The 26,367-nt window shown below is 59.7% G+C and carries 21 protein-coding genes and 2 pseudogenes; 10 read left to right on the top strand and 13 right to left on the bottom strand.

Features of this window, described 5'->3' with window-relative positions; genetic code table 11:
• Positions 1-187 precede the first annotated feature (187 nt).
• The 4 genes and pseudogenes from BMZ91_RS18760 to BMZ91_RS18745 all read left to right on the top strand — a co-directional run.
• Positions 188-355 (top strand): annotated as a pseudogene (locus BMZ91_RS18760) (helix-turn-helix domain-containing protein); the annotation flags it as partial.
• A gap of 200 nt (positions 356-555) precedes the next feature.
• Positions 556-2,790: a rhamnosyltransferase WsaF family glycosyltransferase gene (locus BMZ91_RS18755; protein ID WP_245736478.1), complete on the top strand. Its 2,235-nt coding sequence runs from the start codon at positions 556-558 to the stop codon at positions 2,788-2,790.
• A 4-nt stretch (positions 2,791-2,794) separates the two neighbouring features.
• Entirely contained in the window at positions 2,795-3,646 is an 852-nt protein-coding gene (locus BMZ91_RS18750; protein WP_092842072.1) for a hypothetical protein, read from the top strand.
• A 237-nt stretch (positions 3,647-3,883) separates the two neighbouring features.
• Positions 3,884-4,507 carry a DNA-binding protein gene (locus tag BMZ91_RS18745; RefSeq protein WP_143076397.1) on the top strand — a complete coding sequence of 208 codons (624 nt, stop codon included), beginning with the start codon at positions 3,884-3,886 and terminating at the stop codon, positions 4,505-4,507.
• 96 nt (positions 4,508-4,603) lie between these two features.
• Here BMZ91_RS18745 and BMZ91_RS18740 read toward each other — a convergent pair whose 3' ends face one another.
• Positions 4,604-4,936: a hypothetical protein gene (locus BMZ91_RS18740; protein ID WP_092842069.1), complete on the bottom strand. Its 333-nt coding sequence runs from the start codon at positions 4,934-4,936 to the stop codon at positions 4,604-4,606.
• 216 nt (positions 4,937-5,152) lie between these two features.
• Here BMZ91_RS18740 and BMZ91_RS18735 point away from each other — a divergent pair, with 216 nt between their 5' ends.
• Positions 5,153-6,361, top strand: a complete 1,209-nt coding sequence (locus tag BMZ91_RS18735; protein WP_177193917.1) for a MobA/MobL family protein — start codon at positions 5,153-5,155, stop codon at positions 6,359-6,361.
• 69 nt (positions 6,362-6,430) lie between these two features.
• On the opposite strand, the gene BMZ91_RS18730 is transcribed toward BMZ91_RS18735, so the two are convergent.
• Complete coding sequence (locus BMZ91_RS18730) at positions 6,431-7,222, bottom strand: hypothetical protein (RefSeq protein ID WP_177193916.1); 792 nt, start codon at positions 7,220-7,222, stop codon at positions 6,431-6,433.
• Positions 7,223-7,688: 466 nt separating this feature from the next.
• Here BMZ91_RS18730 and BMZ91_RS18725 point away from each other — a divergent pair, with 466 nt between their 5' ends.
• Both BMZ91_RS18725 and BMZ91_RS18720 read left to right on the top strand, forming a co-directional pair.
• The gene (locus BMZ91_RS18725) at positions 7,689-8,117 is read left to right on the top strand and encodes a hypothetical protein (protein WP_143076395.1); all 429 of its coding nucleotides are present in this window, start codon (positions 7,689-7,691) and stop codon (positions 8,115-8,117) included.
• Between the two features lie 98 nt (positions 8,118-8,215).
• Complete coding sequence (locus BMZ91_RS18720; protein WP_143076394.1) at positions 8,216-8,659, top strand: hypothetical protein; 444 nt, start codon at positions 8,216-8,218, stop codon at positions 8,657-8,659.
• Between the two features lie 250 nt (positions 8,660-8,909).
• Here BMZ91_RS18720 and BMZ91_RS18715 read toward each other — a convergent pair whose 3' ends face one another.
• Both BMZ91_RS18715 and BMZ91_RS18710 read right to left on the bottom strand, forming a co-directional pair.
• Entirely contained in the window at positions 8,910-9,587 is a 678-nt protein-coding gene (locus BMZ91_RS18715) for an ABC transporter ATP-binding protein (protein ID WP_092842060.1), read from the bottom strand.
• An 11-nt stretch (positions 9,588-9,598) separates the two neighbouring features.
• The gene (locus BMZ91_RS18710; RefSeq protein WP_245736477.1) at positions 9,599-10,831 is read right to left on the bottom strand and encodes a KpsE/RkpR family capsule polysaccharide export protein; all 1,233 of its coding nucleotides are present in this window, start codon (positions 10,829-10,831) and stop codon (positions 9,599-9,601) included.
• A gap of 83 nt (positions 10,832-10,914) precedes the next feature.
• Between BMZ91_RS18710 and BMZ91_RS18705 the strand changes: the two genes are divergently transcribed.
• Entirely contained in the window at positions 10,915-11,718 is an 804-nt protein-coding gene (locus BMZ91_RS18705) for an ABC transporter permease (protein ID WP_342741961.1), read from the top strand.
• Here the strand turns inward: BMZ91_RS18705 and BMZ91_RS18700 are convergent.
• Entirely contained in the window at positions 11,708-12,760 is a 1,053-nt protein-coding gene (locus BMZ91_RS18700; protein WP_092842058.1) for a hypothetical protein, read from the bottom strand. The genes BMZ91_RS18705 and BMZ91_RS18700 overlap by 11 nt on opposite strands.
• Positions 12,761-12,983: 223 nt before the next feature.
• Between BMZ91_RS18700 and BMZ91_RS18695 the strand changes: the two genes are divergently transcribed.
• Positions 12,984-13,817 carry a sulfotransferase family 2 domain-containing protein gene (locus BMZ91_RS18695; protein ID WP_092842056.1) on the top strand — a complete coding sequence of 278 codons (834 nt, stop codon included), beginning with the start codon at positions 12,984-12,986 and terminating at the stop codon, positions 13,815-13,817.
• Here BMZ91_RS18695 and BMZ91_RS21235 read toward each other — a convergent pair.
• The 3 genes from BMZ91_RS21235 to BMZ91_RS18680 all read right to left on the bottom strand — a co-directional run bounded on the left by BMZ91_RS21235 (position 13,804) and on the right by BMZ91_RS18680 (position 19,043).
• Positions 13,804-16,134, bottom strand: coding sequence for a calcium-binding protein (locus BMZ91_RS21235; protein WP_177193915.1), 2,331 nt, complete (start codon positions 16,132-16,134; stop codon positions 13,804-13,806). The two genes, BMZ91_RS18695 and BMZ91_RS21235, sit on opposite strands and share 14 nt — an antisense overlap.
• A 425-nt stretch (positions 16,135-16,559) precedes the next feature.
• Positions 16,560-17,585 (bottom strand): ParB/RepB/Spo0J family partition protein, encoded by a 1,026-nt coding sequence (locus BMZ91_RS18685; RefSeq protein ID WP_092842054.1) that lies wholly within the window; start codon positions 17,583-17,585, stop codon positions 16,560-16,562.
• Between the two features lie 66 nt (positions 17,586-17,651).
• On the bottom strand, positions 17,652-19,043 hold the full coding sequence (locus tag BMZ91_RS18680; RefSeq protein WP_092842052.1) for an AAA family ATPase: 1,392 nt from the start codon (positions 19,041-19,043) through the stop codon (positions 17,652-17,654).
• 476 nt (positions 19,044-19,519) lie between these two features.
• On the opposite strand from BMZ91_RS18680, the gene BMZ91_RS18675 reads away from it, so the two are divergent.
• The gene (locus BMZ91_RS18675) at positions 19,520-20,533 is read left to right on the top strand and encodes a replication initiator protein A (protein ID WP_218145689.1); all 1,014 of its coding nucleotides are present in this window, start codon (positions 19,520-19,522) and stop codon (positions 20,531-20,533) included.
• Between the two features lie 3 nt (positions 20,534-20,536).
• On the opposite strand, the gene BMZ91_RS18670 is transcribed toward BMZ91_RS18675, so the two are convergent.
• The 5 genes and pseudogenes from BMZ91_RS18670 to BMZ91_RS21540 all read right to left on the bottom strand — a co-directional run.
• Entirely contained in the window at positions 20,537-22,078 is a 1,542-nt protein-coding gene (locus BMZ91_RS18670; protein WP_092842048.1) for a DUF2793 domain-containing protein, read from the bottom strand.
• A gap of 81 nt (positions 22,079-22,159) precedes the next feature.
• Complete coding sequence (locus BMZ91_RS18665) at positions 22,160-24,085, bottom strand: glycosyltransferase family 2 protein (protein ID WP_092842046.1); 1,926 nt, start codon at positions 24,083-24,085, stop codon at positions 22,160-22,162.
• A gap of 3 nt (positions 24,086-24,088) precedes the next feature.
• A complete protein-coding gene (locus tag BMZ91_RS18660) occupies positions 24,089-24,307 on the bottom strand; it encodes a hypothetical protein (RefSeq protein ID WP_092842044.1) in 219 nt (72 codons plus the stop codon).
• Positions 24,304-25,650, bottom strand: coding sequence for a glycosyltransferase family 2 protein (locus tag BMZ91_RS18655; RefSeq protein WP_092842042.1), 1,347 nt, complete (start codon positions 25,648-25,650; stop codon positions 24,304-24,306). The genes BMZ91_RS18660 and BMZ91_RS18655 overlap by 4 nt, the downstream gene beginning before the upstream one ends.
• Positions 25,651-25,686: 36 nt before the next feature.
• Positions 25,687-26,367 (bottom strand): annotated as a pseudogene (locus BMZ91_RS21540) (hypothetical protein); the annotation flags it as partial.

Genomic DNA, 26,367 nt, shown 5'->3' with positions numbered 1-26,367 from the left:
GGCTGGGGTTATATCGCCAGAGCCTGGCAAGCACGCTGGCGTTGTGGGTTTCTGTTCTGCTGAAACGCATTTAAATAACATAACAATGATTATGCCGTAATACATTGTAGCCGCAAAGCGATAATGTCACCCATGAGCAAAGCGGAAGTGTCACTCTCCTCGCAAAACGATGTGAGGATGAGCGGACATGGGATGGGTGATGATGAGCGAACGCGAGCTAAACCGTGTAGAAGTGTTGGCGCAGGTTGATGATGGTCGTCTGAGCGTCGACAACGCGGCGAACATGTTGGATTTGACGCGTCGGCAGATATTCCGGCTGCTGAAGCGGTATCGTCAGGATGGCGCTGCGCCTCTTGCACCGGGGTGCTGTGGGCATATTCAGCACGGCGATTGACCGTTAACCGGGCGGTTCCATCATCTTGTAATACCCCCCCCTGTCCGGTACATGACTGCCTGATCATTCTTTCATCCCAGGATATTATGCACCCCTGCATTTTTATTGTCATGGCCGTATACAGGCCCGATCCTGCACACCTGAAGGCGCAGCTGCTCTCCTTGGCGGGGCAGACTCATGACCGGCTCCATCTGATTGCAGTCATTGCCGATACCAAATCAGACAACCTTGTCCACGAGCTGGCCGAGGAGGCCGGGCTGACCCTGACTCTGGTTCCCAGCGATTTTGGGTTGGACTCGGTCCGCGCCTTCGAAACCGGGCTGAGTGAGGCCCTTCGGTTGATCGAGGCGGGCGGGCTGGAACAGGAGGCGCTGGTTGCGCTCGCCGATCAGGATGACATCTGGCACGCCGACCGACTCGAAAAAGGAGTGGTCGCGCTCCGGGCCAGCGGGGCCGATCTGGTGCACAGTGATGCGCGGCTGGTGGAGGCCGATGGCGAGACCGTCCTGCAACACTCAATGTTCGCCTTCGAACGCCGACAACGGCGACCGGGGCTGCGCGGGTTGCTCTATCGCAACAATATCACCGGCATGACCACGTTGATGCGTCCCCGGCTGCTGCGTCTGGCCCTGCCCTTTCCACCGCAGAGCGGCGTGCATTTTTATCACGACCTTTGGCTGGGGCTGCTTGCGGCCGCCACCGGCGGGGTTCATCTGATCCGCGAGCCGCTGGTCGATTACCGCCAGCACGGTGCCAATGCCATCGGTGCGATAGACCGTCGCCAAGGCTGGCGCGGGCGGGGAAAGCGCCCCGATGCCATGTGGTTGCGGCGCGAAGCGGCCGCCTATGCGCTGGCCCGCTACCTGGCACAATCCACCTTTAACAGGATCGCCGATGCCGTCGCAGATGGCCGCCTGATGCATGGCGAGGCCCGACTTTCCCCCCTGCGCCCCTTCCTGAAACGCCTGCGGGGCGCGGGCACCCACCTGTGGGATGCCACCCGGCTTGCCCTGCGGGGGAATATCGGGTTGGCGCGTATTGCCACTGGGTTTGCCGTTGTCAGCCTTGGCCGCACGGTCTGGACCATGCGCGAAGCCCTGGGGGCCGGGCTGAACGCCGCAGTCAACGCCTTCGACACACGGCTTTATTCCCTCTCGCCGGGCATGCTCCCCCGGCCGCCCAGCTCTCTGCCCAAAACGAACAAGTCGGCCACCGATCACAAGGAAATTGTCGACCTGCGCAAGGAGCCGCGCTGGACGCCTGAATTCACTGCCACAGACCCGGCGGTAACGGTGCTGGTCCCCACTCTCAACCCAACCGAGATTTTCGCCGGAATTGTCACCGCCCTGGATATCGGACTGGGGCTGGCGGCGCGGGGATACCGGGTGCGTTTCATTGCCACCGATCTGCCGGTATCATCGCCAGGGACCTCGCGCAGCTTTATTCTGCACCGGCTGGGACCAGGCGTTGATGCCGAAACGATCGCCGATCGCATCAGTCTGCATTGCGGCGTACAGAGCCCGACCCTGCCCGCCCATTGCGGCGATATCTTTCTGGCCACCGCCTGGTGGAGTGCGCATGTGGCCGAAAAGCTGATCCGGCGCCACGGCTATGACCAGGATCGGTTTTTCTACCTGATCCAGGATTACGAGCCGCATTTCTATGCCTGGGGGCCGGAATATGCCGATGCCATGGCCAGCTATGATTTCAACTTCGAGCCAATCTTCAACACCACGCTGCTGCGCGATTATTTTGCGGCACGGGGGTTTGGGTTTGCCACACCGGACACGCTGGCCTTTCACCCGTCGATTGACATAGCACGTTACAGCCGGGGCAAACGTGACAGCGCCCGGCCCGGCCCGCGGCGGCTGGCGCTTTACGGTCGGCCCGACGTCCCGCGCAACATGTATGCCACCGCCGTGGAAACCCTGGCGCGCTTTGTCGAACGCGAGGGCCTGGACCCAGATGACATTGAGCTGATCTCGATCGGCCAGACCCACGGCGATGTCACCCTGCCCGGCGGGCTGACCCTGAAGAGCCTCGGCAAGCTGCCCTGGGAGGACTACCCGGATTACCTGTGCAGTGTCGATCTGGGCTTGTCGCTGATGTATTCACCCCATCCCAGCCATCCGCCAATCGAAATGGCCGCGTCCGGGGTGCGGGTGATCACCAATCAGTTTGGCCCCAAGGACCTGAGCCAGCTGAGTCCGGCGATCCTGTCGGTCCCCGCCACCGCGCCGGACCTGGCCGATGCGCTTTCGGTGGCGTGGCATGCCGACACAGTGCCACAACAAGAGCGCGAGATTGACCTGACAAAGTTGGGGCTTGATCCCGAGTTGATGATTGATCAACTGGCTGAAAACCTTGCCAGCCGGCTGCCGCAAGACCAAGGATAACAGGATGACCCGAAAGATCATATTGCATATAGGCTCGCCCAAATGCGGCTCAACCTATTTGCAGAACGCGATGCTGCAGAATGCAGAGGCTCTTCTGGCGCATGGCGCGCGTTATCCGATGGGCCAGGAGGGCCACCCGGGCAATGCCGCCGGTCTGGCGGACATCACCCGGGAGGAAACCGAGGCGATGTTCGAGGGCGGCGTGCAGACCGTAATCCTCAGTCACGAGGATCTCTATTCCCTCTCAAAAAGGGGGCGGGCGCTGGCGGAAATTGCCGCCGAGACAGGGATCGAAGTGCAGCTTCTGGCCTTTCTGCGGCCCTTCAGCGATTTTGTCTTCGGCGATTATTCGCAGTTCATGAAGCAGAATTTCGAAAGCTTTCTGGCCACCCGCTCCCCCTATGGAGGGCGCGATTTCGAGACATTTGCCCGGCGCCGGATCGACAATATGTCCCCGGCCACCTATCTGCGCAACTGGAGCAGGCTCTTTCCCGACCACCCGCTGTTTCTCGACAGTCATCGCAACATTCGCCAGGTTTCAGAATATCTTCTGGGCTATCCGGCCGGGCTCGATTGGGAAGTTCCGCTGAGCAAGACCAACCCATCGCTCCGGATGGAGGATTGCGATCAGATTGCTGCGGCCATGCGCGATCCGGACAGGCCCGATGAAGAGATCCGGGACATGTTTCGCACCGCATTTCATCACACCAAGGACCCGGATTCCGGGCGTAGCCGCGCGCGCATTGACTGGCTTGAAGAGCAATTCCGTCCGCAAAACGACGCGCTGCTGGAGCAATTCGGCTTCGACAACCGGCTAACGTGCACGCCTGCAACATCCTGGCACTCCAGCAGCTGATCGGGGTGAAAAGTGCCGCAATCTATCATGGATGACCGTGTTGCACAGATCAACTGCAACTCAGAATGCGCCCTAACCTAATCGATCATTTTGGCGCAGTTCGGTCCGAAACGGGTGTTTTTATTTTTCGCTCTGGACAAAAAGGATCCCACGTCATTCTCGCCGGCCAATGTTGAGCCGGTAGGTCTTGGTCGTTTGCCGACCGCTACCTACCCCTACCACAAAGAGGATGATGTGATGACACAGAATACAAGCGTTCCGAAAGACCAGCGTCCGCAGGCTGTCGAGCAACGGTTGCGGGACTATCGCCGCAAGAACCCTGGCAAATGGATGCCATGGAGAGACGTGTTGCAGGCCGTCGGCGGCTCTGAGCGGGACTTTTCCAAGATGATGCGCGACGCGAAGGAAAAGATCACAACCGATGAGGCGGCGCTGGCCGCACCACCGGACCTGCCTGACGAGTTGCGAGAGGAATTCGATCTATTCCGAGCCAGAATCTGGGGCAAAGCCTGTGATATTGCGGATGTCAACGCTACCGCCGAGCGCCTTGTGCGGCAGATGGACAATGCGAAACTGGCGCAAGAGCGTGTCGAGCATGACGAACTCGTTGCCCAGATTGTGCGTGAACGAGACAGGGTCTGCGCAGAGACAGAGAACCTCAAGCAGGTCAATGTCGACCAGGCGGATGAACTTGCGCGCACCAAAAGCCAATTGCGCGAAACGCGGGCGGCTCTTGATGAGATGCGCGATCTCTTCACCCAATTGACCCAACATGCGCCGCAACAGGACGATGCGCCGGATCCGTCACGCGCGCCACAGGCAAATGTTTCAATGTCGCGGACATCGCCATTGCCCGGCTGATCACGCGGACTCTGTGCGATGGCTATCTGCGATACAACCTGTCCGAAATGGGCTGCATCCGGCTCTGTTTCGGACAGGGCGCGCGCGCAGGGGCTGTCACTCGAACGGCAGGCAGGGCGTCGGGTCATGCCGCTCTGGTGTCTCCGGGCTCGGGTCTGCCTCCGCCAACTCCTTCAATGTCACATCCAGTGGAAAATCCTGCCGCTCCCGGTCCTTCAGCCCCGCATGCACTGCGGTCAGAAGGCGCCGTCTTTCATCAGCGGGCCGCGCGGCGAGCCATTCGAGAAACGCATAGCCGAAAATGATCTTGCGGCGCGTGTCGCGCTTGCGCTTCTGCGCGCCGTCCCGAGCCCTGAGGTCCTTTAGCCGTGCGCGTTCCTGATCGATCCGTTTCTGCACCTGTGCGATCTGTGTCTCGATGCTGCTCATGTCATGCTCCTATGCTTGGGGATGCTCGCCGTGACAGGGAGATGGGGCTTGGGTAACGTGAGCGCGCCTCAAATTTTGGAGTCAGGATCGTTGTTCGGTGGGCCCTCACCGGAGCCGGACAGGCGAAGGGCGCGGTTACGCAAACCCGAGGGTTTGCCGCGCGCCTGCGGCGAGCTTTTTGGAGCGGTGCGAGCCACTAGGCCCGATCTCCCTTGCATGCATCACAAGGCCTGTCATTTCGAGATCACCATCAAGAACCGGGGCAACTGCACCTCGATCGTGGGGGCTGCGGCTTACCGCGCCGGCGCCTGCTATCATGACGCGCGCACCGGGCGGCGGTGTTCTTATGCGGCGCGGCGCGATGTTGCCAGCGTCGAAATGATCCGGGGGCCGAAAGACCCGGAAGAGTTCTGGAACACCGTCGATGCCGCAGAGACACGCAAGAACGCGCGGCTCGCGAGAGAGTTCGTCATTTCGCTGCCCTCCGAGCTACCGCTCGACAGCCAACGCAGACTGGTTCGGGGTTTCTGCCTCTGGCTGCATGACCGTTACAAGCTGACATCCATGGCGGCGATCCATCATCCCTTTGCGGATGGACTGGACCGGGAAATCACACAGGATCTGATGCTCAACCGTGACCAAAACCGTCGGGGCACGGATCGTCAATCGGATCGCGGCAACCCACTTAATCACCATGTCCACATCTTGACCCCGACCCGGGAATGGAACCCGGACACCGACACATTGGGCCCCAAGCTGCGCGCGCTCGATGATCGCAAGACCGGGCCGCTGATCGTGCAGCAATGCCGCAACGAATGGCAGAGACGGGTGAATGTTGTGTTGGAAAAACACGGTGTGGCGGCCCGCGTCGATCTGCGCAGCTATGAAAAAATGGCCGCCGCCGGGGAGGCTCCCGACGGGTTGATTGCGCAGCGCAAACTCGGACCAAAGAACACCGCCCGCGGGCGCAAGGTCGAGCGTGAGACCGGGCAGGACAGCAGCTATTCGGGTCAGCGGCGCCAGAAAGTGCAAGAGCATAATGATGCACTCTGGCAGAGCTGGCTGCAGCTTCGGGCGCTTGAGCGTGAAAAGGCCCGTCTCGAACGCTCCGCCGCACTTGCGGCAGAACGGGAAGAGACGCGCCGGAAAGAGGCCGCAATCGCGCAGGCACGCCTTGCAACAGCAATGACAGAGCAGGCTGTCGCGCAGGCGTTGGAAGACGCGCCGCATCTCGACTGCCTTGATCCCAAGGCTCAGGCGATCGCCTGGGCCAAAGGAGAAAACGAAAGCGCGATCGACGCGCAGTTTGATCGCCAAATTGATCCTGAGACGGAAGATGCCACGGAGCCGACCACGGCTAAACCGCCCCTATCGACCCCTGTCAAACGGCCCGAGCGGCCTGTGCCCCAGCGGATCCGCAAGTGATGGACCAGCCGTGTCATCGGATGGCCTGCACTTGTGTCCAGCTCTCCCGCGCACGCATCTCTTCACGCGTCAGGCTTTCCGCTTTGCCGGCAAAGACGGCGACCGGCGGTTTGTCGCGATACGATGATAGAGCCGCCCGGGATACCATGTTGTTTCGGGATGAGTGATCTTGACGCGCATTCTGATAACTGCGGTGCTCGCGAAGTCGACCTCGGGGCAGAACAGATAGCCGTGCCCGTAAATGCGCGATAGCTTGCAAGCGGCCCCAATCCAGCGGCGGCGCATCTGCGACCAGGGCGCAGTCTGAGGGTTGATGCCAGGGATATAGAATATTGGGACGTTCGCGCCTTGGTGCATGACCACACGGGTATAAAACAAGACATGCGCTGCGGAGGACAGTTGTGACAGCATGCCGGGTTCCATCATCGCGAACTGCCCATCCTTGCGCCGCGCGGTGATGGATTCAATAACTCTGCGACTGAAACGAAACCTCACATCGCGATTGGTATCACTGAAATTGAATACTTCTACCAGCCCGGCCGCCTGAAGTGCCTGCATCGTCGCGCGCACCGGGCGTAGATCATTAGTCGAGGGCGGAAAGGTGCAGGCGGTCAGCTTGCGCGACAGGATATGCGCGGAACGCTGTGACGGTGATGTCATTGAGGTGATCTGAAAGGTCGGGTGCTGATCGGTGAAATAGCACAGCGCGTGAAAGACGCGCAGGGCGTCGAGTGACAGGTTTTTATGTTCGATCATCGCGACTAATTCGGCAGGGCATAAGTATTGCATGGCTTGGGACATGAGGTTTCTCTGTTTGTGTGGATCGTCACATGCACATCGGACCGGATGCTGCCCGGACAAAACGCGTGATCGCCCGGGAAACCCTCCGACCTGTCCGAAATCTCCGCCGCCCTGCCCGAAAGAACAGCGATCCTATCCGAAAGTGATGTCGGTTTTTCCGGAATACTGAGCACGATTTCCGCTCAATCAGACCGGAAGCCCACATCTCTGGCGTGCAAATCCGTGACATGCGCGCGCGAAACGGCGCAACACTCTGATTTTGCACACCAATCCGGGGCTGAGAACGTTGCAGAACCAAAGAACCTCTACAAAACCACCCAGAACTGGCGGGATTTGCGTGCCGAGGCGACCGATGCGTTTGTCGACCACCGACATCGATTTTGCCTGTTCAGGTGGATTGATTGGAGGTCGCCCCCTCACCACCCCGCGCTCCGGCTGACGCGCGGCGGTGAGGCAGTCGATCCTCCCATAATCCCCCAGACACTTCCTGCTGCCGTCCTGACCACACAGCACACAGGAGAGTCCCATGCTCGATATCACTCCACGGTTAATCCCTCATCACGCGCATCTTTTAACGCCGGGTGACATTGTACGGTTTCGATTTCCCGTAAAAGAGGATGGCGACGGCGATACGCCGCGCCCAAAGAAGCGGCCATGCCTTGTCATGCAGGTCGCAACTCTGGCCGGGCATCGCTTCGTCAAGATTGCTTACGGCACTTCCGCAAACTCTCGCGCCAATTGGGGCCAGGAAATCATCGTCTCGCGCCCCGTCGGCTTGAAAGCCGCGGGCCTGTCTCGTCGGACGCGGTTTGTCGGCGCGCGCTCAATCATCGTCTCGGCGGCGCATCCGGGGTTCGAGCCCGCTCTTGAGAACGGCGGGATGATCAGCGGACGCATCGATGAAGCGCTGATTGCGCGGATGCGCGCCATCCTCGCCCGACAAGGGGCGGCTTGACCGGATGACGGGCAAAGCGCGAGGAGCGCGGTTTCCGATGTGGAACCGCACCCCTTGCGCTCCGGCCTCTTCACAATCTCTACAAAAGGATGACTCTCATGACTGATTTTCCAGAAATTACTTATGAAAATCTCGAGACCCTCGCTGCGTCGGCCTTCGCGCTGTCCCGGCTCTGCGCCACCGCGCTCCGCGCCGATGTGATCCACCACCTCAAACCCGATCAGCGCCGGGGGGCGGAGCGTCTTCTCCAAGAGATATCGGCGCGCCGCATTTTTGACGAGGGCCTGCTTGACGAAATCAACCTGCTGATTGATCGCATGTCGCGTCTGATCGTCGACGGCACGACGAAGGTCGAAATATATCAGGCAGATGAATGCCACAATGACGGCGGCGGGAATTGGCACGAGACACGGCGGAATGAACAAGCCGAGGATCTGAGCCGGGCCCTGTCGGTTCTGCTCGGCCTGCAGGAGGCGCTCTATGGCGTGCAGGACCTGATGCAGGCCGAACGCGCCCTGGCCGATCTGCGTCGACATATCTGAATGGTATGGCATGCGGGCCTGACGCCTGCGTGCCGATCACTCTGATGAACAGGAAGGCCGTCAAATCAGGGCTTTGAGACCCTCTCGCCTGAATCTTCACGCAGGCGGTTTCCGGTCGGCGTCTGATGATGAATTTGCATTCCGGTGGGACAAACGCCATGTAACGAGACATATGGTGCAGAAAATAGTCTCCAAATTTTCTGAGCTCGCAATCGCTTAAATTCGGCAAAACTCTCTGGAGTAACGCTACTCAGGCCTGTTTATGCTGCACCCCACCCTTCATCAGGAATTGATGGTGTTCGATTGCCTCTTCGACGTCGGTATAATAACTGAGATGGCCATCTTCGAGCACAGCCGCATGATGGCACAGGCGGCGCACCTGCCCGACGCCATGAGTGACCATGATCGCAGCGCTGTTATTGACGCGATCCGCGAAAAGGGCGTCGGCCTTTTCACGAAAGGATGCATCCCCGACCGCAGTGACCTCATCGACCAGATAGGTGTCAAAATGAATGCCCATCGACACCCCGAAGGCGAGGCGTGACTTCATCCCCGAAGAATAACTGCGTACGGGAAGGTTGAAATGCGGCCCAAGCTCGGCAAAATCGCGCACGAAATCGCACAACGCATCTGTATCCACGCCGTAAACCCGGCCAATAAACCGGACATTCTGTAGCCCCGTCATCTCGGGGTGAAAACTTCCGGCAAATCCAACCGGCCAGGATATCGTACCACGGCTGATCACCTCACCACTGTCAGCATCCATCGTCCCTGCCAGCATCTTTAGAAGACTGGATTTACCCGCGCCGTTGCGCCCCAAAATGGCAACGGCGGTACGCGCGGGGAAAACCGCGTTGATCCCATCGGCCACAACGTTGCGATTGCCGTTCAGGATAAATGTCTTACGCAGGTTCCGCAGCTCAATCATATCGGTCCCACTCAGCGCCGGTCGCGCAGGGAATAATAAACCATCACCATGATGGACCATGACACGACAAGAAACCCCGCCATCAACGCAAGCAGCATCATACGGCGCGGATATTCCGCGGTTTCGGCCAAGGTCGGCTTGATATGGGTGGCCAGATAGCGCGATTTTCGCTGCGCCTCGGTTACCGCCGCATCGCGGGTGGCCAGGGCCGACAGATAGCTTTTCTCGGCGAATTGCCGGTCCAGCTCCAGGGCCTGGTATTCTTCCAGAAGTTTGGAAAACGGATTGTCTCCGCCCGTGGCCTGCTGCCCTCCAAATCGCTGCCGTTCAGCATGGATTTGCTGCCGGATAACATTGATACGGCGCTGTTCCTGCACGACCCTCGGGTCGTTCTGACTGGACGTCTGCAAAAGCAATTCATGCTCGATAATTGCCTTGGCCAACTGGGCCTGCAATGAGTTCAGAAGCCCCATCTGGCCCTGAATATCCGCCGAAGGATCGACAATCTGGGTGCGGTTGCGAAAGGCCGTCAACTCCCGGTTGGCAATCTTGAGCCTCTCCTCGGCCTGCGCCAGCTCTTCCTCAGCATAGCGTGTGGCATCGGCCCGTGCGATAGCCGAGAGCTGGTTGATCATCGTACTGCTTTCGGAAAACACGACCGATGCAATCGCCTGGGCATCGGCAGGATCGAACGCCAGCACCCGGATTTCAATAAGCCCGCTGCCCCGGTCATAGAAGATCTTTACCATACGCTCCCAGTAATGCGCGAGGGCCTCGATGCGCGCATCCTTACCCAGACTGAACACCGGATCGTCGGGACGGTTATAGATACTGACCAAATCAAGCTGCTCGTTGACCGAACGCACCAGTTGCTGACTCTGGATGTACTCATAAAGGATATCGGTATCCGATGAGCTGGAGCCTGACAGCTCCGTAATACCGCCCAACAGCTCAATCGCCGATCCGACCTCTTCCGTGCGGACCGAAAACCCGACATGGCTGGCATACTGATCCTTGGCCACGCCATAAAGGTACCAGATAGATACCGCCATCGGGACCACGACCCATAGCAAAAATACTAGCAAAAGCACCATATGGCGGCGGCGCGGACGCGCATCGGAGACCGTCGGACGCAGCGCAGGTTTGGGCTTGCCTGCTCCGGCGGCGGGATCTGCCTTTGCATCCTGTGCGGGGACTTCTGCCTTTGCGGCCTGTGCCTGTCCGGTCGGAGCTGCCTGATTCAACTCGAATCCCTTTACGACTGTTTACCCTAGCATAACCGGGTTTGGCGTTTCCTATCAAATCTCCGGGTGCTACACCATCCACCATGATGACAAACCCGCCGACACCCCCTGCCCTGCCGCGCAAGCGCACCGGAACGATACAAACCATTGTGGCGTTGATGCTTCGCGAGATGTCCACAACCCATGGGCGTTCGGCCCTGGGCTATCTCTGGGCCATTATGGAACCGGCGGCAGGCATCCTTCTGATGACACTGGTTTTCTCACTGGCCTTTCGCACCCCAAGCCTTGGCACCAGCTATCCGCTGTTTTTCGCAACCGGCATCCTGCCTTTCATGGGCTATATGGATATGGGCAACAAGGTGTCGGTTTCTCTTAGGTTTTCCAAGCAGTTGCTGTTCTATCCCGGGGTGACCTATACCGACGCACTGATTGCCCGGTGGCTGCTGGCCGCGCTGACGCAGATCATGATCGCCGCAGTGCTTTTCCCCGCCATTCTGTTTATCTATCAGGTCGACGTCATCGTTGATATGAAGGCCATCGCTTTTGGCTATCTGATGGTTTTCACCCTCGCGGCCGGGGTGGGTACGCTGAATTGTTTCCTGCTGTCTGTTTTCCCGCTTTGGGAGAGGGCCTGGGCGATTTTCAACCGACCCATGTTCCTCATATCCTGCGTTATTTTCCTATTCGACACCGTCCCGCAACCCTATCGGGACTGGCTGTGGTGGAATCCGCTTATTCATCCGATCGGGCTGGTGCGCCGGGGGTTTTACTCCACCTATGATGCCAACTATGTCTCGTTCACTTACGTCTTTGCCGTAGCGGCGGTAACTCTGGCGGCCGGGCTTCTGCTGCTGCGACGATACCATCGGGACATTATCAACTTCTGAAGCGCGGCCCCATCACGCGGGCTCGGGCGGCTGATAACCTCCGCAAAGCCCAGTCAGTGATACGCAGCCCGGCGCGATGGCGGATATGATAGGCGGCCAGAAGTGCCGCGGCTTCTTTTGACAACGGTTCTTCACTCGCTGGATCTTCGTCCAGGTCCCGCCCAAAATGATCGACCTCATCAAAGAAGTTCCGGGCCAGCGCCTCATTGTACTGCGCACAGATGTTCAAGATCCGGTGGCGCCTGGCAAACGACACCAAAAACCGCCGCGAGGGCACCTCAAGCTCCAGTGGCGCGCGCTTAAAAAACGTCTCTATTGTGCGGGTGGTCATGGTCATGGACATCCCCTGATCAAGCATCGCCTTTTTCAGATAGCGCGCCGGCTCGATCAATCCGGTCGGAGGGCTGATATTGCGCCGAACGCCCGCTTGCTTACCCTCGGGCAGCAGATCACTGGCGCCAATGGCCTCCAGAAAGGCGCGCACCGGGTAATCCTGGTGCTGCCCGGGTATCAGCGGCACGGCCAGAACATTCTCGCGGCCCACGCTCTTGGCCCAGTTGATCAGCATCCAGTTGTAATTCAGAACCTGCTTTTCGATCCTGAACTGCAGCAGCGCATCAATGCCATCACGCCAGTCCACCCCGCCTTTGACATGCTGTTTGTAGTCCGATTCTATCCACATATCCTGGCGCCGAAGGAAACAGATGATCCCCACCTCGAACCCCAAGGTGCGGATCCGTTCTATCACCTCCTGAATAAGTGCGCTGCGGGCCAGACCGAAAAGATTTTCCGAACTTAGAATGACATCTCCGTCATGGCGCAGGAAAAATGCCAGCAGCGCATCGGCGGCGGTGGTATCGCCCCGGAGCAGATCAGCGGCCAACTGCCCGGCATTGCCCTGGTCGTTGACCCGGTTCTGACGATGAAACTCGTAATGAATGCCACGCGCGGCCAGATCTCCGGCATGGGTGGCAAGAAAATCCTGCACGGTCGTGGTGGCGCATTTGGGCATGCCGACATGCAGGAACAGGCGTTTTTTCATTGAAATATCTGTCTTGGACCGTGATGCGCGCACCCTAAAGCGTTTCGGTTTATAGCTAAAGCAGGAATAGGCAGAAACGCAGCACAGGCGCCCCGCCCTTTGGTCCTGCCATTGCAGGCTGACAGATATCAACCGGGCGTCTGCACCTATCCGCGTTGCCCGCTGCGGCCCGGTCCTTTATGTAACGGCTCGAGCACAGGGCAGGTAAGGCAGGCAGAATCCTATGGGCTGGCGCGGCTATATACATGATGACAGCAAGACTGTCTTTTTCTGGTCCCAAAAGGCGGCCTGTACCACGCTGTTCAACTTTCTGGCTGACAACATGCCCGAGCGTCCCACGAACAAGCGCTATTTTCACATCAACAGCCGCCCGTACAATCCCTGTATCGAAGCCATACGTGATCATGGCTATCACTCCGTGATCCTCGCTCGACACCCGGTCACGCGGGTTATCAGTGCCTATTTCAACAAGTTTTGTGTCTACCGTGGCAAAGCCTTGCAGGTTCGCGAGGATCTGGAGCCCTTTGCCCGCGAGCTGCATGATCTCTGGTGCGACCGAGAGGGCAACCCGACCGAAACCAACAGCATGACCTTTGAGGATTTCCTTGAAACCATCGCCCATATGCTTGCAACCCGCCCAGCACCGCACCTGCCGGTCAATGGTCACTGGGAAACCCAGATCCCGGCCATTCATGAAAAGCTGGGGCTGCATTATGATACCGTGGTACATGTCGAAAACCTCAATGCCGAAATGGCCGCACTGGCCCAGGCACGCGGGCTTTCCTACAAACCCCGCGCGATGAACCGCACCGATCTGTCGGAAAGCCCTCACAAGGGATATCTTGGCAATCTACCGGCCTGTGAGATCAACACGTATAATTTCGGATATGACAATTTCATCACCCGAAAGACGCTGAAAAAAATCCACGCCATCTATGCAGTGGATTTTGAGGTACTGGACTATCTTTCAGATCCGAGAACCAGGCCTGTCATGGGGCATATTCTGAGACAATTACGCGGGATCAGAGCCTATTCCAGCCGATTTACAGGAAAATGAAATCGTCGGCAGACAGCGCACCGATAGCGAGACCCTCAAACAGGATCGTATGGCCCCCATAGTGCACTTCGGCCCCCTGCCCCGTCATGATAATATCAAGCGCCTGAAACCGGCCATTCTGTCCCTGGCCTTCAACGCCACTCAGACGGACCCGGTCGTCTCCGGGCTGAAACCCGACGATAACATCCTCCTCACCATCGTTGAGCTCATTGAAAACGAAGAGGTCCGCGCCACCGCCGCCCTCAAGCCGATCATTACCGGCCCCGCCATTCAGCGTGTCGCGGCCACTGCCGCCACGCAGCAGGTCATGGCGGCCGCCACCGGCCAGAAAATCATCCCCTCCGCCACCGTCGACGGTGTCATTACCCTCCCCGCCACCCAACCGATCGTTGCCGGCCCCGCCGTCAAGCATATCGCTGCCGGGGCCGCCGCCTATTGAATCGTCACCACCATTACCCAGAACGGTATCTGCCCCAAAACTGCCGGCCAGCGTATCATCGCCGGCGCCGCCGCTGACCAGATCATTGCCCGGCCCGCCACTGACAACATCGTGGTCGTCGCCGGCCTCAATCAGGTCGTCGCCGAGCCCGCCTCCCAGAGTATCGCGCCCGGCCTGGCCGCGCAGCGTATCATCGCCCGGGCCACCGCCGATGTTATCGTGCCCGGCACCGCCTTCGACCAGGTCATCACCATCGGAAGCCGCCAGCGTATCATCCCCAGCCTGCCCCCGCAGCGTATCGTTGCCCCCCCGTCCGGCCAGCATATCATTCTCGGCAGTGCCCTCCAGAAGATCCGCCCCATTGGTGCCAACACTCGTTTGTCCGTTATTTGCAGGCGGCACGGGATCCGGCTCGGGCTCAGGTTCGGGTTCAGGCGCGGGCGCGGGTGGCGGAGGGGGTAATTCTGTAACGGGAATAGGCTCTGGTGCCGCGATTTGCAGCGGGCCACGCTCGACCGTCACATGCGACAGGAACGGCGAAAGAAGCCCCGCAATGTCCCCCGCCTCCAGGCGCGCGCCATCATGGCTCCGCAATTCCAACTCTTCCCCTGCGAAGCGCAGCACGGCACCCCGCTCTGTCGGACTCACCTCAATCTGGTCTATATTGCGCAGAAACGGCCAGGCTGACAGGTCGAGAACATCCTCGCCGACCTGAATATCAAGGATCACATCGCGTCGCCCATCAGCCCGCAGAACAAAGATATCCGCCCCCTCTCCCCCCGCCAGCGTATCGGCCCCTGCCCCGTCGCTCAGAACATCGTCACCCGCCCCGGCGCGTATCTCACCTGCCGTGTTGCGCAGCGAAAGCAGGTCATCGCCCTCTGTCCCTGTCAGCACGGCTGATGTGGCTTGTTCAATCACCCCCGGATTGGAAAAGTCGACTCTGAACAAGCTCAAACCGCCTTCCCCGGCAGAAGTTGTCAAAATGGTCAGGCCGTTGTCGTCTGCCTGTGCCGCCAGCCCGGACACTCCGTTGAGCGCCCAGTCCAGCCCATCCGCCATGGTATCAAGATGCACCAATCGCCCTTCGGCTGTCAGGCGAAACAGGCTCAACCCGTCATCATCGCCCGCCGCCAATACAAAGACATGCCCGTCAACAGAGACCACCTCCAGCTGCGTCACGCCGCTGAAGCGGGTTGGCAGATCATCAATCACATGATCACGAACACTGAGTGTTCCATCATCGCCAACCGCCAGCACACTCAGGCTGGAACTGCCCGCCCCGGCCACCAGCAGAAAGTCATGCCCGGCGACCTCGACCGTTTCAAGCGCGGTAACTGTCTGCACCGGCAGGCTTTGTGCCATACCAAAACTTTCACCAGGTTCTAGCGCGCCGTCCGAACCAACCCGAAAACCGCTAACGCCATGTTCAGTTGCAGAGCCCGCGTAAAGATAAGCGGCGCCATTCACCTCGGCCAGGGCCATATCAGAGACGTTTTTCAGATAGTTTCGGGCATTGTCTGTGACAGATACCGTGGTCTGTACGGCACCGTCATCATTCAGGGTAAAACCCGACAGCCCGCTGCCATCAGACGCACCGACAAACAGATATGCCACTCCGCTCAGCTCAGCCGCCAGCACGGTAGCCGCCTCAGACTGATGCGCACCTTCACCAAGAAAGGCAAGCTGTCCACTCCGCCCGCCAGCCGCCCAATTGGCCTGTAGGTCGCTCACCAGCGCCGGAGGCAGGGTGCCAGCATGGCCAATGACCTGAAATCCGGCCCGGGCTTCTGCCTCATGCCACCAGGACACGTCGATCCTGGGACCAATGGCACCGGCAGAGACCACACGGGTTACCCCGGTGCTGTAATCCAACACAGAGAACCTCCCATCAGGCAGCCCGAATATCGCAATCGCCGATTGAGAAAATTCATGGTTTTCGGCATAAATAGTGCCTGCATGACGCAATTGCACTGGCATCTTTTCCACTCACCCATTTCGCGCCCCCACGCAAGAATGAGCTTCCGCTGCCAACCCTAGAAACCTCTTAATGAAATGTGACCAGAGAGCGGCATTTAGAAACAGTTAAAGAAAAATCACCGGTAAATGTTTCGCGCGCGAAACATTTACCGGACAGAAAATACCCCGCACTTGTTTGCACAGGCTGCCCCATATCGAGCTCCGATGTTGTTTGCCCCCCTTTGGGGCATCGCCTGGCGGAATGACGCCCAGAGCATCGGCCAGCGGCGCGCGCAGCGTCGTCATCCACCTGATGCGGGATGCCTCTTTTACCGAGGGTCCGCTCACATAGTCTCGGCAAGCCAGCGCCGCAACTGCGCGCGCGCCGCTGCCGTCAGCGCAGGCCCACCCAGGGTCAGGCTGCCATCGTCATTTTCCCTCAACCACAGCCCATCGCCAAGCGCTTCCTTGGGGGCGAGGGCTGGCTTTGTCACAGATGGGGCCGACGAAAGGGGTTTACCTTCTTTTGCACTCTGCGCGGCCAGCTCTGCCATCAGGCAGGCCTGTTCTGCCTCTGCGGTTTCCGGCCGGGCCTTCTCCAGCCTGTCGCGCAGGCGGATTGCCAGCCCCTTATCTTCATCCAGCGCCCGGACCAGCCGCAACCCGGCCCGCTCCGGCAGTGCCTCGGGAAATTGCAAGGCGCCATCCAGGGCATGTACGATCGTCAGAAAACTGCCTATCTTGGATCGTTTGGTCCTTGAAGCCGCGTGGTAAAGGTGGCGCAATGCTGCCCGCTCCGTCTTGAACACCCCCTGTTCCACTGCTTTCGCGGCAATCCGGGCGCGCTCGTAATAGCTGAGTCCGACCCTGATCTCGTTTTCCTCGACCATCGCCAGATAGGCCTCTGACGCCTGCGCCGGATTGCGTTGCAGCGCCAGCACCGTCTGAAAGGCCGCCTCGCCGGTTTCCGCCTGAAGCCGTTTCAGCGCCTGACAACGCCGCCAGCCGGAAATCAGCCCATACCGGCCCGGGGCAATCTCGGCCACTTCGATCGGGGTTTGCTGGCCGCGCTGGCGCAACGAGGCCATCAGTGCGCTCAACTCACCATCCTCCATCGCCAGACGGTCCCGCACCAGATAATCCAACTGGATCTGATCAAGCGTGAGCTCCAGAACCATCCGCCCACTTTCCCGTGCCCGGGTTAGGGTTTCAGCCATTTCGCCGGCAAAGGCCGCTTGCGAGGCATCCCGTGCCACATCAGCGATTGGCGCACTGCGGACAGATGAGTCCAACAGCCCACCGGCATCCGGGGCCGTGCCCTGCTGCAAATGTACCGGATCAGGCGGGGTCAGCCGTTTGCGCTTGGCCATTGTTTTTCTCCTTCCTTGCTCGGACGGGCAAAGGCAACCGTTTCGCGCTCGAAACGGCCCCAGCCCTTATGCCGTTTCGGCCTTTGCCGCCAGCTCATCGCGACGCCAGCTGCCTAAAAGCAACGTTTTGAACGCGGCATAGGTGGCATCGAATGTTTCCCGCCCACGCACATAGGTTTCACGGTTGAAATCACGATAGTCGGCTTCGTAAATACCGCGCACCTGCTCTCCGGCTTGGCCGATCAGGGCGGTGAAATCCTGTCGGTGCGGGCTGAGTGTACTGCCCAGATAGGCCTGCATCAACGCGGCCAGCTCGGCCTGTTGCGTGCCGTCATAGCGGGTGACAACCGCACGCACCGCATCCCACTGAAAGGCCAGCCCCTCACGGCCCAATGCACGGGCGGCCATGTTCTCTGCCTCTTCAATCGAATTGAAGGTGGCGTGCAGCATGTCAAAGAACCGCCCGGTTGAATCAAATTCGAGAAAGGATGCCCCGAGCGGGACCAATAGAATATCCGCAGCCGCCAGCCCGTTGATGGTGAGATAGCCAAGGGCAGGGGGGGTATCGAGGAAAATCACGTCATAGTCATCCAGCACACCATCGGCCGCCAGCATATCGGTCAGTGCATCCCAAAGCTTCCAGCCTCGTCCCTGCATCCGCCAGACCGGGATTTGAAATTCGGCCCAGTAAAGGTTCAGTTGGGCGCCAATCAGATCAATATTGGGCCAGTGGGTTTTCTGGATGAGATCCCCGGCCTTGATTTCCAGCGCGGCGCTGATCGTATCATCCAGCGGCTGCGGCGCTTCCCCCCGGTCCAGCCGACGCTGGTTCTCGCTGCGCAGATACTGCCCGTAATGGCGTGCCAGCAGCGGAAAAACGGTTTGCCATTCATCCTGTACCTGGCCGCCGAAAATAGACGTCATAGAGCCTTGACTATCAAGGTCGATGACCAGCACGCGGTAGCCATCCAGAGCGGCGGACATTGCCAGATGCGCTGCGGTTGAGGTCTTGCCAACGCCACCCTTGAAATTAGCCACCGCCACCATCTTGGCCGGCAGCCCCTTGGGACGATAGGGAAGATATTCTTTGCTCTTTGACCCTTCCTCACCAAAATGGGCGCGCAGGCGCAGAACCTCATCGAGGGTAAACCATTTGGTCCCGCCTTCGGTTTCCGAACGTCCCTGCGGCAGATTGGGATTGTTCTTAAGCACCCTCCTGAAATGACCGGTAGCCACGGGAATAAGATAGCGGGTGATTTCCCAAGTAGAGAACATCCGTAGATGGCGCCTGTCGCCTTCTTTCAGTCCGCGTTCGGCCAGATCAGTCCGACCTGCCTGGCAAGCGCGGGCGACATTGCCAAACTCCGAGGTGGTTGCCGGATTTCCCATTTGCGCAAGTGCCGCGTCTGGATCAATATTGAAATAGGGAGGCAAGCTAATCTGCGTGGTTGGTTTCATTCCGGCCCTGCATGGTGTTATGTACGCTGTTTTCGTAAGAATAGCCAAAAACCCCGAACATGGAAGGAAAATGCGCACAAGGCTGGGTTTTCCTGGGAAATCGGAGTGGTTTCCTTTGCCTTGTGGTTTGAAAAATCAGGAAATTGCTCAGAAACGTTGTTATTTATCTGTTATTTATTCGTTACGTGTCTTCAGATATTTTCTAAGCCACAGATTTATAAACGTTTTTCGCGTCTTTTTTTTTAGGGGTGACTCTGATCCACCGTTCTTGTGACTCTGATACCCCGTCACCCTGACTCTGATACCCCGAACTAGGGCCTGCCGGGACTGGACGGGCTTTGTGGATAACTTTAGGATAGGTGTTACTGAAACCCCGATAAAGAGTCGTACTGCGTGACATAGAATACGACGGGGGCAGGGCGGCTCAGCCGCTGCAGGACAGGCAGAGGGTACAGGGGATTATGGCAGGTGTGGATATGCCGGATGGGGCGGGCAGGTCCGGGCTTTTGCCCGATCGTCACCCAACTGCTGATTTCTTTGTCTGTGATATTTTCGATGCCAGTCCGAAAGATGATCTGGGCTCTATGGAGCATCCGATCTTTTCGCTCTCAACCCGGCCGGATCGGCGGGTGCTGTCCTACAATCACAACGATGTGGCGATTACGATAACCCCGAGCGTGCGGGGCAGGGCGACGATCCATGACAAGGATATCCTGATCTACTGTATCAGCCAGCTGATGGCGGCGCTGAATGCTGGCCGTGAGATCAGCCGCACGCTGCATCTGAAGGCTCATGACCTTTTGGTTGCCACCAACCGTGATACTTCGGGCGATGCCTATGCCCGGCTGCGCGAGGCGTTTGAGCGGCTGGCGGGCACGCGGATCACCACCAACCTGACAACCGGCGGGCTTGAAACTACTCGGGGCTTTGGCCTGCTTGAAAGCTGGGAAATTGTTCGCCGCTCACGGGGCGGGCGGATGATCAGCGTTACGGTCACGCTGTCGGAATGGTTGTTTCGGGCGGTGCTGTCGAAATCGGTGCTGACACTCAGCCGTGATTATTTCCGACTGCGCAAACCGCTGGAGCGGCGCGTTTATGAGCTGGCGCGCAAACATTGCGGGCGGCAACCGGGTTGGCGGGTCAGCGTAACCACGCTGCATAAGAAGGCGGGCAGTGCCGCCCCTGTGCGGGTCTTCCGCGCGGCCCTGCGCCGGATGATCGTTGATGACCATTTGCCGGATTACGAAATGCGGGAAGATACCGGTGACATGATCATCTTTGAGCGCCGCCATCAGGTGGTGATGCCCGATACGCTCACACCGCTGGCCCCGCTGACACTGGATGAGGCCCGCACCCTGGCCCCCGGTGCGGATATTTACGCACTGGAGGCAGAATGGCGCAGCTGGTGGGCCGAGACTGGTCGGCCTCGACTTTCGAACCCCGACGCGGCCTTCCTGGGCTGGGTCCGGTCACGAAACACGCGGCTGTAAGGCTTAAGCCTTCTGCTGCTCAAGCAGATACCGGACAGCCGCCCAGAGAACGGGAATCAGCTGATCCGGTCGCAGAAACTGGCGGCTGTCGGTCGCGTCCAGGTTCTCGATGCCCCAGGCGCCGAAATCGATACCGGCAGCATCCATGGCCCGTTTGACATCTTGGGCCAGAAATCCCGCATGGGTTCGTTTGCCCTTATGGGTGTGCAGATAAACCGGGGCAATCTCATGCGGTTCAATCGGATCTGCACGGGCTGCGGCTATCTGATCGGTATTCAGCGGGACGGGATCATCGCCGGGTATGTCGCAGAGTTCATTGCCACCGGCCTTCCACTTGAAGAAAACCGGATCAACCTGCCGGATCAGATCGGTGGCCAGAGCCGGATCAATCCGGTTTTCGACATGTTTATCGCGTTCATCGGAGGTTTGAATCGTGCCGTTCACCGCCCAGATCGAAGACCAGCGGTGTGTCGCTGATCCAAGGTTGAATGCATTGTCGGTGCCCGGCGTGACATTGCCCTGCACCGTCAGCTTGGCATTGGGGTTGGTGGTGCCAACCCCGAGGTCATGGGAAAGCGACAGGGTCGTGTCGGAATTGCCGGCAATCCTGTGTTCCCATCCAGAGCTGCCATCGGCCTGGTGAAGGGTGAGTGTGGCAAGGCCGGTGCTGTTGGTGCTTCGGAAGAACCGGACAGCGGCACCACTGCTGCCATCATCCACAGGGTTGAAATCAATCAGGGCATTGGTAGCTGCGTTGACTGAGAATATCATCTGTGATGAGTCGCCTCCGGCGGAGGCATGCTCGATCATGGCATAGCTGTCGGGGCCAGCGTCACCGGCCTGGAGTTCCAGCCGGGCGTTACCAAGATTGGGGTCGGCGATACGCAGGTGGCCACCATATTGTGGTGGCTGACCATCGCCGAACCCAACCGCGCCGGTGTCGGCCGCGAAGGTTGCTGCCAGGCTCCAGCCGACTCCGTCAGAACTTGTCTTGATGGCGAAATCGTCTGATCCGGTCAGGCCCATTTCGGCCCGGCCTGACCAGCCGGTCTGAAACAGCAGGCTGGCGGTATCGGGCAGGGTGGCCTTGTTGATCTTGAGCTGATGGCCTGCGCCTTCATGGCTGAGCAGTGTCGCTTCGGCGGCGACGGCCAGCCGGTTAACCGCATCCGCCGTGGTGCCAATGCCGACGCTTTCAAGCTGATCCAGGGCATTCTGCCAGCTTCCACCCCGGTAAATCCAGGTGCCACCGGTGCTGAGGTCAATGGCCTGCCAGCCTTCCTGCGGGGAGAAAAACAGCCAGCTCTCGTTCAGGAAGGCGGCCAGTTGCCCGTCCTGTCCTGCCCAATCTCCCTGAGCCCCGGCACCGAGCGCGTAAAGTGCCCCGGGATCAGGGGCCACGGGGGGCGCGGTGACCCCGACCCCTTCCACCCGCATCTGTACCAGCAGATCAAGCTGTTGCAGGGCCTCGTTATGGGTAACGTGTTTCTGCGCCTGAGACGGGGCAATGAAGGGCAGGGCAAGACGGGCAGACAGATCGGACATTGCAGTCTCCTGAAAAAAGAAGGACTGCGGCAGAGTGCGGACAACGGCCTTGATGGTTGGTTACAGGTCCGTACGCTGCGTTTATGCGTGCGCCTGCCCCGCGTCCGGGGCCTGTCCAGGGGTCAGTACGATCCGGCCTCCCTCATGGATCCGCGGCAGGTAGCGGTGCGGCTCCGGTACGTCTTGCCCGGGCAGACGGCGATAGCGATCACAGCGTGCCTGTTCCCCATAACACAGAATGCGCACATAATGACCGTCAACAAGAGCACGAAGTTTCGGGTGGATGAAAAGCCCGCCCTCGGCGGGCATTGTGGTGGCGTAAAGCGGCACTAACCCGGCGCACCGGCCCGCAATACGATCCTCCTCCAGCCAGCCAAGCAGGGCCTCAAGGCTGTCGTCGAGGACGGTCAGAATGCCGGCATAGACCCGGTCCAGCCGGTGTTCCCTGCGCGCGGTCCTGCGGCTTTTCAGGATCTCCGGGGCGGGAAAGGCGCGAGGGGCGCCGGGGGGGTAGAACAACGTGCTGGCGGTCGCGTGGTGGTGCAACTGGGCCTCATAATATTCCCGGCGGGCTCCGTAATAAAACCAGCCCATGCCGGTGGCACTGTCGGCTGTTGCATTGCCGGTGCTGTCGCGTTGCAGTGCCAGCGGGCCGGTTTCAAGGGCAACCACAGCGCGCTCTCCGAAAAGCTTTCGGGTGCGACGCAGCAGTTCGCTATCCGATGAGACGCGCAGATTGTCCCAGCCGCCAAGACAGTTGCGTATCAGATCGGTGGGCAGCATCAGGGAGGTCAGGTTTTCAAAGACAAGGGCCCCGGTCCCTGTCCAGCGGCTGACCCGCAGATCGGCGGTATACCGCGCCTGCTGGCTCAGGCAGCCCGCATAGCCGGGGTTTTCAAGCAGGAATGTCACCTGACGCGACAACCTGTCGGGATGCGACCAGTCATCGGCGTCGTGCAGGGTGATAAACTGCCCTTTCGCCTCTGCCAGCCCTGCGTTGCGGGCACCGTAAGCCCCGATATTCTGATCCAGCGTGATCAGGCGGATGCGCTGATCCTGTTCAGCAGCAGCGCCTGCAATTGCGGCAGTCCTATCCGTACTGGCGTCGTCGATGACAACAAGCTCGAACGCGGGCCAGCTTTGGGCCTGGATGGCCCGGATGGCCGTGTTTAGTGTATCCTCGCTATTGTGAACCGCCATCAGAACAGTGATCAGCGGTCTGTCTCCGGCAGGACAGGCCGGGGTGGGGCAGGTCAGCCGGTCAAAAGCGGCCTCCGGCCCGTCGATGCAGGAGACAGAAGACAGGCCGGATCGCGATAACGCCATGTTGAGACAGCTCAGGCGCTCCTCTTCGGTGGCCCCCAGCCAGCTGCGCGCAAGATGCAGGGCGATGCTGTCAGGGGCCGTGGCGGCAATATTGCGGGCGCCGGGGACATCCCCGGCCCTGATGGCGGCAATTATCTGAAGCGGGGCAAGCCGGGCTTCGGCGCCCGGTTCGATCTGGAGCCGGGTCTCGAGCCAGCGTTGGGCGTCAGCCGCCTGCCCCTGCTGCAGGCTCCAGAATGCCAGAGCCTCGGCTGCTCCGGCGGCGATGTCCGGTGTATCCTGAAGGCCTGCCAGCTCTTTCAGCATCATACGGGGCCCATCATCCAGGCCACCGGTTTCAAGCAGATGGCGCAGATGAGAGAGCCGGGCCTGCGGACCGGTTTGCAGCGGGCGCAGGGCCCCGGGATGCGGCAGTCGCCCCTCGGCCCGACCGGTGCTCAGGTAATGCAGCAGCGGATTGATCCCGGCAGCGGCCACATCCGGATTGCTGGCAAGATAGAAACGGGAGGAAAAGTTGGGCCCCGGATCACGCCCGAGAAACGCCCCGATCCGGGCGAAATGCGTGGCCGGGTCCAGCGTCAGGCGGGCAACATCGGGATAGTGCCGCACGTACCAGCAGATATCGAAAAGCGCCGCCGTCCGGATCCGGGCAATATCATCATCTGAGGGCAGGGGCCGCATGGCTCAGCGGCGCTTCAGCAGCCGGGCCAGCAGGCCCGCAGGTTTTGCCGCTTCGGCATCGGCGTCAAGCAACAGGGCGCTCAACCGGGTTATTTCATCATTCCGCTTGGCCAGCGTGACCCGCAGCGCTTCGGCCTGGGCCAGTAAAAGCCGGTTCTGCTGCTCAAGGACCGCGATGCGGCAGGCAGGGGTATCGCGGGGGTCCGGCGTTTCAGATGTCATCGCGGCTTTCCTGCCGTGGCCTGCTGCTTGGCACGGATACGCGCCAGATTGGGCTCCGCGCTTTCCCGCATGGTGATATTGCCCAGGCTTTCATTGTCGATCACATGATGCCCGGTGATAACCGGCAGGGCGACCGGCTCAAATTCGGCCGTATAGCGCAAGACCAGATCCCAGTCCACGAGGCGCGTCAATCCTGTGTCGAACCCGCCAAAAGTATCATAAAGAGACCGGCGATGCAGGAAACTGTTGAGATCAATATAGTTTTGCTGCGCCAGCGCGGCCCGGTCATAGCGCTGGTACAGGATATCGCTCCACCCGGCGCTCAGGTTGTGTCGGCAAAGAGCGGTATAGGCCGATTGGGCCTTGGGGGTCGCAAGCAGCCCGGCCACCCCGAACAGCAGATGATCCGGCTCCCATTGGTTGTCGCTGTCGAGATAGGCAATGATGTCGCCGCTGGTCCGGGACAGCCCGGTATTGCGCGCAGCCGAGACACCGGCCTGAGCCTGACGGATCACAATCAGCCGGTTTTCGGCAATCGGTTCGGGAAAGCGTGCCTGCAAAAGATCGGCGGTGCCATCGGTGCTGCCGTCGTCGACAATAATAAGCTCGTGTGGCGCATAAGATTGCAGCAGCGCGGAAGTCACCGCAGATAAAACGGTATGCGCCCGGTTCCATGTCGGCATGACAACACTGACCCTGGGCCGCTTTTGGCCGAGCAGCATCAGCGCCTCATCCCGCAGCGCACCGGGCAGATCAACGGAAAACCGTGGCGGCGCCTCGGATGCGATCAGGGCGATGAGGGTTTCATCCTCCGTTTCCGGGTATGATCCGGGACACTGCGTCCGGAGAGCTTTCGGCGCGCGGCCTTCCTCGGCTCCGCTGGAGAGATAATGTTCCAGCGGATCAAGCCCGGCAGCGGCGACATCAGGGTTCAGCGCCAGATACTCGGTGGCGGAAAATAGTTTTTTGCGGGGGCCTCTCGGCAGATCGCCCATCGCACGGGCCAGTAACACCCCCAGAGCATGGGCATCTCCGTGCAGTCGTGTGTCGTTAGAGGCTGCCGTTTGGAGCTGCCTCAAAAGTTGCAGCTCGAACTGTGCTTTCTGTAGAGCGATCCGGGATGGCAGCCTGTCCTGTGCGAGACGAACCAGCAGACCCTCCAGCAGGCCCGCGAGTTTGGCGCTGTCCGGATCATCCTGTCCCAGCAGCCAGGTCAGCCCGGCTTGTAGCTGACAATCCAGCGTCAGTGAGGGGGCGCCGGTGTCATCCAGGGCCGGGCTTGCCAGCAGGTGCAGCAGGTTTGCCACCGAGGTTTGCAATGTTTTAGAGGGCTGCGATGACATAACTGAAACACTCCAAACAGCCTTGGGGCAGGGCCATTAGGGTTGCTCTACCCTGAACACCTGACGTCCTTCGGATTTGCCGCTGCGCACATAGTGCATCAGCGCGGCCATACCATGGGCGGTGACATCAGGATTGGCCAGGTGGTATCTGAGCGAGTCGAACTCGGGGCCGGGGTTGCGTAACTCATAGGCACCATAGCGGACGAAATGACGCAACGGCCCTCCCTTGGCCTGAGCGACATCGGGGTAGCATTGAACATACCAGTCAGCCTCGAACAGGCCAGAGGCCGAGATAAGCCGCAGGTCTTCCTTCAGCTTGTTGTGCGCGCGCTGATGGCGTCGGATGAAAAAGGGCGCCATGAGGGCCGCATTGATTTCCCCCTTGGTGATGGCAAGCGCCTCAAGGATATGTCGTTTTTGATGCTCGTGGTGCAGCTCATCGGATTTTTGCTTCACAGCAGCTTGTGCTTCTGAGATCTGCTGTCTTGTTTGCCCCAGAAGATTTCCAAGGGCTGCCGTTTCATTTTGGCGACGCTCGCGCTCATGGACAAGGCGTTTGCCCTGGCTCTCCAGTTCTTTTCCAAGCGCGGCCAGATCCTCTAGGCGTTCGTCCTGCGCCGTGCGCAGAGCGTCAATCTCTTCCGAGAGCGCCTCTTTTTCGGCGGTCCGGGCGATCAGCTCATCCCGCAGCGCATCGGCCTTGGCTTGGGTGTCTTT

Origin of the sequence: Roseovarius lutimaris (assembly GCF_900115165.1) — a bacterium.
Lineage (GTDB): Bacteria > Pseudomonadota > Alphaproteobacteria > Rhodobacterales > Rhodobacteraceae > Roseovarius > Roseovarius lutimaris.
The sequence above is the reverse complement of the archived record's forward strand: the minus strand, read 5'-3'. Positions and strand labels throughout refer to the sequence as shown.

What these genes read in the sequence shown, in the direction of transcription:
- BMZ91_RS18715 (WP_092842060.1), bottom strand. Translation starts at nt 9,587, where the DNA reads ATGATTGAGCTGCGGAACCTGCGTAAGACATTTATCCTGAACGGCAAT.
- BMZ91_RS18695 (WP_092842056.1), top strand. Translation starts at nt 12,984, where the DNA reads ATGGGCTGGCGCGGCTATATACATGATGACAGCAAGACTGTCTTTTTC.
- BMZ91_RS18670 (WP_092842048.1), bottom strand. Translation starts at nt 22,078, where the DNA reads ATGTCCGATCTGTCTGCCCGTCTTGCCCTGCCCTTCATTGCCCCGTCT.
- BMZ91_RS18750 (WP_092842072.1), top strand. Translation starts at nt 2,795, where the DNA reads ATGACCCGAAAGATCATATTGCATATAGGCTCGCCCAAATGCGGCTCA.
- BMZ91_RS18740 (WP_092842069.1), bottom strand. Translation starts at nt 4,936, where the DNA reads ATGAGCAGCATCGAGACACAGATCGCACAGGTGCAGAAACGGATCGAT.
- BMZ91_RS18700 (WP_092842058.1), bottom strand. Translation starts at nt 12,760, where the DNA reads ATGAAAAAACGCCTGTTCCTGCATGTCGGCATGCCCAAATGCGCCACC.
- BMZ91_RS18745 (WP_143076397.1), top strand. Translation starts at nt 3,884, where the DNA reads ATGACACAGAATACAAGCGTTCCGAAAGACCAGCGTCCGCAGGCTGTC.
- BMZ91_RS18675 (WP_218145689.1), top strand. Translation starts at nt 19,520, where the DNA reads ATGCCGGATGGGGCGGGCAGGTCCGGGCTTTTGCCCGATCGTCACCCA.
- BMZ91_RS18655 (WP_092842042.1), bottom strand. Translation starts at nt 25,650, where the DNA reads ATGTCATCGCAGCCCTCTAAAACATTGCAAACCTCGGTGGCAAACCTG.
- BMZ91_RS18680 (WP_092842052.1), bottom strand. Translation starts at nt 19,043, where the DNA reads ATGAAACCAACCACGCAGATTAGCTTGCCTCCCTATTTCAATATTGAT.
- BMZ91_RS18660 (WP_092842044.1), bottom strand. Translation starts at nt 24,307, where the DNA reads ATGACATCTGAAACGCCGGACCCCCGCGATACCCCTGCCTGCCGCATC.
- BMZ91_RS18735 (WP_177193917.1), top strand. Translation starts at nt 5,153, where the DNA reads ATGCATCACAAGGCCTGTCATTTCGAGATCACCATCAAGAACCGGGGC.
- BMZ91_RS18720 (WP_143076394.1), top strand. Translation starts at nt 8,216, where the DNA reads ATGACTGATTTTCCAGAAATTACTTATGAAAATCTCGAGACCCTCGCT.
- BMZ91_RS18725 (WP_143076395.1), top strand. Translation starts at nt 7,689, where the DNA reads ATGCTCGATATCACTCCACGGTTAATCCCTCATCACGCGCATCTTTTA.
- BMZ91_RS18705 (WP_342741961.1), top strand. Translation starts at nt 10,915, where the DNA reads ATGATGACAAACCCGCCGACACCCCCTGCCCTGCCGCGCAAGCGCACC.
- BMZ91_RS18665 (WP_092842046.1), bottom strand. Translation starts at nt 24,085, where the DNA reads ATGCGGCCCCTGCCCTCAGATGATGATATTGCCCGGATCCGGACGGCG.
- BMZ91_RS18685 (WP_092842054.1), bottom strand. Translation starts at nt 17,585, where the DNA reads ATGGCCAAGCGCAAACGGCTGACCCCGCCTGATCCGGTACATTTGCAG.